Below are 3197 nucleotides of genomic sequence, written 5' to 3' on the forward strand. Positions count from 1 at the left end.
TTATGACGAGCGGGTTCGTCCTGAAGAAGACCGGCTTCGAGAAGTATATCCGAGAGTTCGATTTCGGCGACTCGGACGTCGACGTCGACGAGCCGACGCAGCGGGAACGTGCACGACAGGCGTACGCTGAAGCGAAAGACATCATCACCGAGATAATCCCATACGTTGTCGTCGGCGTCGGGCTCGGCGCAGTCATCCACGGCTTCGTTCCGCAGTCGATCGTCACCGAGTACCTGTCCGGCCCGCTCGGCGTCTTCGGCGCGGTCGCCGTCGGTGTGCCGATCTACACGAACATCCTCGGCGTGATCCCGGTCGTCGAGTCGCTGATCGGGAAGGGGCTCCCCGTCGGGACCGGACTCGCGTTCATGATGTCCGTCGCAGCGCTCTCGCTCCCGCAGTTCATGATCCTGAAGAAGGTGATGAGAAAGGAGCTCATCGCGGCGTTCGCGGCGACGGTCGCGACGGGCATCGTGGTCATCGGGCTCCTGTTCAACCTGCTGCTGTAAGACCGCAGATCGGCCATTGCGTTCCGTCGGACCGAGCTTGGCTTCGGCTGCCCGGCCGATCCGCGTCAAACCGAACATCACCGATTTATTCATGGAACACGTTCCACGTCACGATGCCGAACACGTCGAAGGGTGGTTTCCCCGTAGCCGGAACGGGAACGTCCCGACAGACGCGAACGGAGAGAGAACCGACGGAGATATGACCGACTCAGTACCCGAATCGACGCGACAGACGCTGGACCGATTGTACGAGAACCCGGAGACCCGACTGACGTCGCTGTTCGAACTCGCCCCGGCCGACGAACAGGTGGACGGCCAGCTCACGATGTTCAAGGCGCTGGCGAACGAACACCGGATCCGGATCCTCGAAGCTCTCAGGGACGGCGAACTCTGTGCGTGTGAGTTACAGGTCGTTCTCGACGCGCCACAGTCGACGGTCGCCAGTCACCTCCGGGAGCTCAAAGACGCCGGCCTCGTCAAAACGCGTCGGCAGGGGAAGTGGACCTACTACCGTATCGGCGACACGGCCGTGCTGCAGTTGCTCGATATCGCGGACGCACTGACTGGCGACACCGTATAGTCCGGGAGGGTCGTGCTGATCCTACTCGGGGGGCTACCACTCGCCGCCGGATCCTCTACCGGACAACGTCTCCCGGAGTGCTCGGTGAGGTGTATTCTACCGGCGGAACCCGAGGCCGGACACGGCCTACATCGTGGGCCGGCAACGTCCCCCCCGACAGGCATCGAACCGAGTGGGGATACCGGTAGAAACGTGGACCGTTGTTCTCTCACCGCCTTCAGCACCCATCATCAGCCGTCACGCATCCGGTCGTGAGCGCCTCCCCGCGGCACTCTTGGGACGTGGTCGAACATCCGTCGGTCTCGCTTCCGTCCCCGCGACCGTGTAGCTCGAAGAGCGGTTCTAGTTCCCGAAGCCGAGTCGCGATTTCGCGCCCCTGCTCGGTCAGCGAGTAACTCGTCGAGGGCGGGGTCGTATCTGCCACCTGTCGCTCGACGAGCCCGTGACACCGTAGCTCTTTGAGCCGTCGGGACAGCATCGGTGCGGTCAACCCGTCGAGTTCGCGCTGTACGGCGTTGAACCCTCGCGGGCCTTCCGACAGGAGGCGAAGGATATGCAGGGTCCACTTCGGCCCGAGAACGTCCTGTACCCCGTGCCATTTCGCCTGCCACTGCTCGCTCTCGCTCATTCCCTTCGAACCAACCGCTATACGGAAATATACGTTCGGGGTGGTTTCAGTACGCTAACTCCCTTCGTGTTCGATTACTGAACAGTATAAGCGCCGTCGGCCCGTACCCCGGCACGCGATGAACGACCCAACGGAGAGCCACACTGTCTCGATCAGCCGGCCAGCGCCAGCGGAGTATACGCGGCGGTCGATCACCGTCGATTTCCTCTATCTGGACAACGAATCCTGCGACCGATGTACGGGGACCGAAGCGTCGCTCGAGACGGCACTCGAACGCGTCGAACCGGTTCTCGATACGCTGGACGTCGGCGTAACCGTCAGGGACGTTCACGTCTCGACGCTGGAGGCCGCCGAAGCGACGCAGCTGGCCGTGTCACCGACGATCCGGATCGACGGCCGGGACATCCAGCCGGACTACCTCGAAAGCACCTGCGAATCGTGTGGCGATCTCTGTGAGTGTGACGGCGACGTCGACTGTCGACTCTGGAACTACCGCGGGGGGGAGCACTCGACGGCACCCGTGGGACTCCTCGTCGAGTCGTTACTGGAAGCTATTGCGCCGAAGGGGGACCAGCGCGGTGACCCGCGCGAGGGCCAGGCCTCTCAGCTTTCGACCAACGTCAGGGAGTTCTTCGACGGGTCGGGCGACGACGAACCGGGCTGTGGTTGCTGAGCCGGGCGCCGCCTACCCGTCCGTTCGGCTGCCCGTCGAGACGGTCACCACCCGGGTACTAAGTTCGCTATCCCGTCATGCGATTTATCAACTCCCTACCGCTCGCCCGTGCCTTTATACGAGTGGCCTGGGTAATCCGCCCATGAGCAACCGAGCGGACGATCTCGAGTCACAGGTCGCCGAGCTACAGGCAGCGGTCGACGGGCTGACGGAGGAACTGGTCGAGACCAAGGAGCGGGTCCGCCAGCTGGAAGAGACGACGGAGGATCTGGAGGCGGGGGCGAGCGAGCCGGCCGAGCGCGCCGGCAACGGCGACGGTCGCACGACAGCCGAAGAGCAGGCAGCGGCGCGTGGCACCGACGAGCGCCGGGACGCCGAGTTCGTGGCCAACGACGGGGCCGACGAGGAACCCCCCGCCGAGGAGGTCGAGGCGGAGGACGACTCCGACGACGACGGCGACGACATCATCGTCGCCTAAGGCCGCATGCACATTCAGGAACTCGTTCTGGACGACTTCAAGAGCTTCGGGCGCGAGACCCACATCCCGTTCTACGAGGACTTCACCGTCATCACCGGCCCGAACGGATCGGGCAAGTCGAACATCATCGACGGCGTCCTGTTCGCGCTGGGGCTGGCCCGCACCAGAGGGATCCGCGCCGAGAAGCTCACCGACCTGATCTACAACCCCGGCGGCGAGGGGAGCGAGCAGTCCGGCCCCCGGGAGGCGTCGGTGACGGTCGTCCTCGACAACTCCGACGGCACGCTCTCACGGTCGCAGGTGACCACCGCCGCCGGCAGTGACAACGTCGG

6 protein-coding genes are annotated in these 3197 nt (G+C 64.2%); 5 read left to right on the forward strand and 1 reads right to left on the reverse strand.

Annotation, left to right across the window (positions count from 1 at the left end; genetic code table 11):
* Both ACP95_RS12410 and ACP95_RS12415 read left to right on the forward strand, forming a co-directional pair.
* On the forward strand, positions 1-506 hold a 506-nt coding region (locus ACP95_RS12410), incomplete at its 5' end, for a permease (RefSeq protein ID WP_202593837.1).
* Between the two features lie 199 nt (positions 507-705).
* The gene (locus ACP95_RS12415; protein WP_049981511.1) at positions 706-1086 is read left to right on the forward strand and encodes an ArsR/SmtB family transcription factor; all 381 of its coding nucleotides are present in this window, start codon (positions 706-708) and stop codon (positions 1084-1086) included.
* Between the two features lie 217 nt (positions 1087-1303).
* Here the strand turns inward: ACP95_RS12415 and ACP95_RS12420 are convergent, their stop codons facing one another.
* A complete protein-coding gene (locus ACP95_RS12420) occupies positions 1304-1714 on the reverse strand; it encodes a winged helix-turn-helix transcriptional regulator (protein WP_049981512.1) in 411 nt (136 codons plus the stop codon).
* A gap of 118 nt (positions 1715-1832) precedes the next feature.
* On the opposite strand from ACP95_RS12420, the gene ACP95_RS12425 reads away from it, so the two are divergent.
* The 3 genes from ACP95_RS12425 to ACP95_RS12435 all read left to right on the forward strand — a co-directional run.
* Positions 1833-2387 carry a DUF2703 domain-containing protein gene (locus ACP95_RS12425; protein ID WP_049981513.1) on the forward strand — a complete coding sequence of 185 codons (555 nt, stop codon included), beginning with the start codon at positions 1833-1835 and terminating at the stop codon, positions 2385-2387.
* 142 nt (positions 2388-2529) lie between these two features.
* Positions 2530-2865, forward strand: coding sequence for a DUF7518 family protein (locus ACP95_RS12430; protein WP_049981514.1), 336 nt, complete (start codon positions 2530-2532; stop codon positions 2863-2865).
* Between the two features lie 6 nt (positions 2866-2871).
* Positions 2872-3197: AAA family ATPase (locus ACP95_RS12435; protein ID WP_154018545.1), on the forward strand; the 326-nt coding region annotated here is incomplete at its 3' end.

It is taken from the genome of Halolamina rubra (assembly GCF_000739555.1).
In the GTDB taxonomy this organism is placed as follows: domain Archaea; phylum Halobacteriota; class Halobacteria; order Halobacteriales; family Haloferacaceae; genus Halolamina; species Halolamina rubra.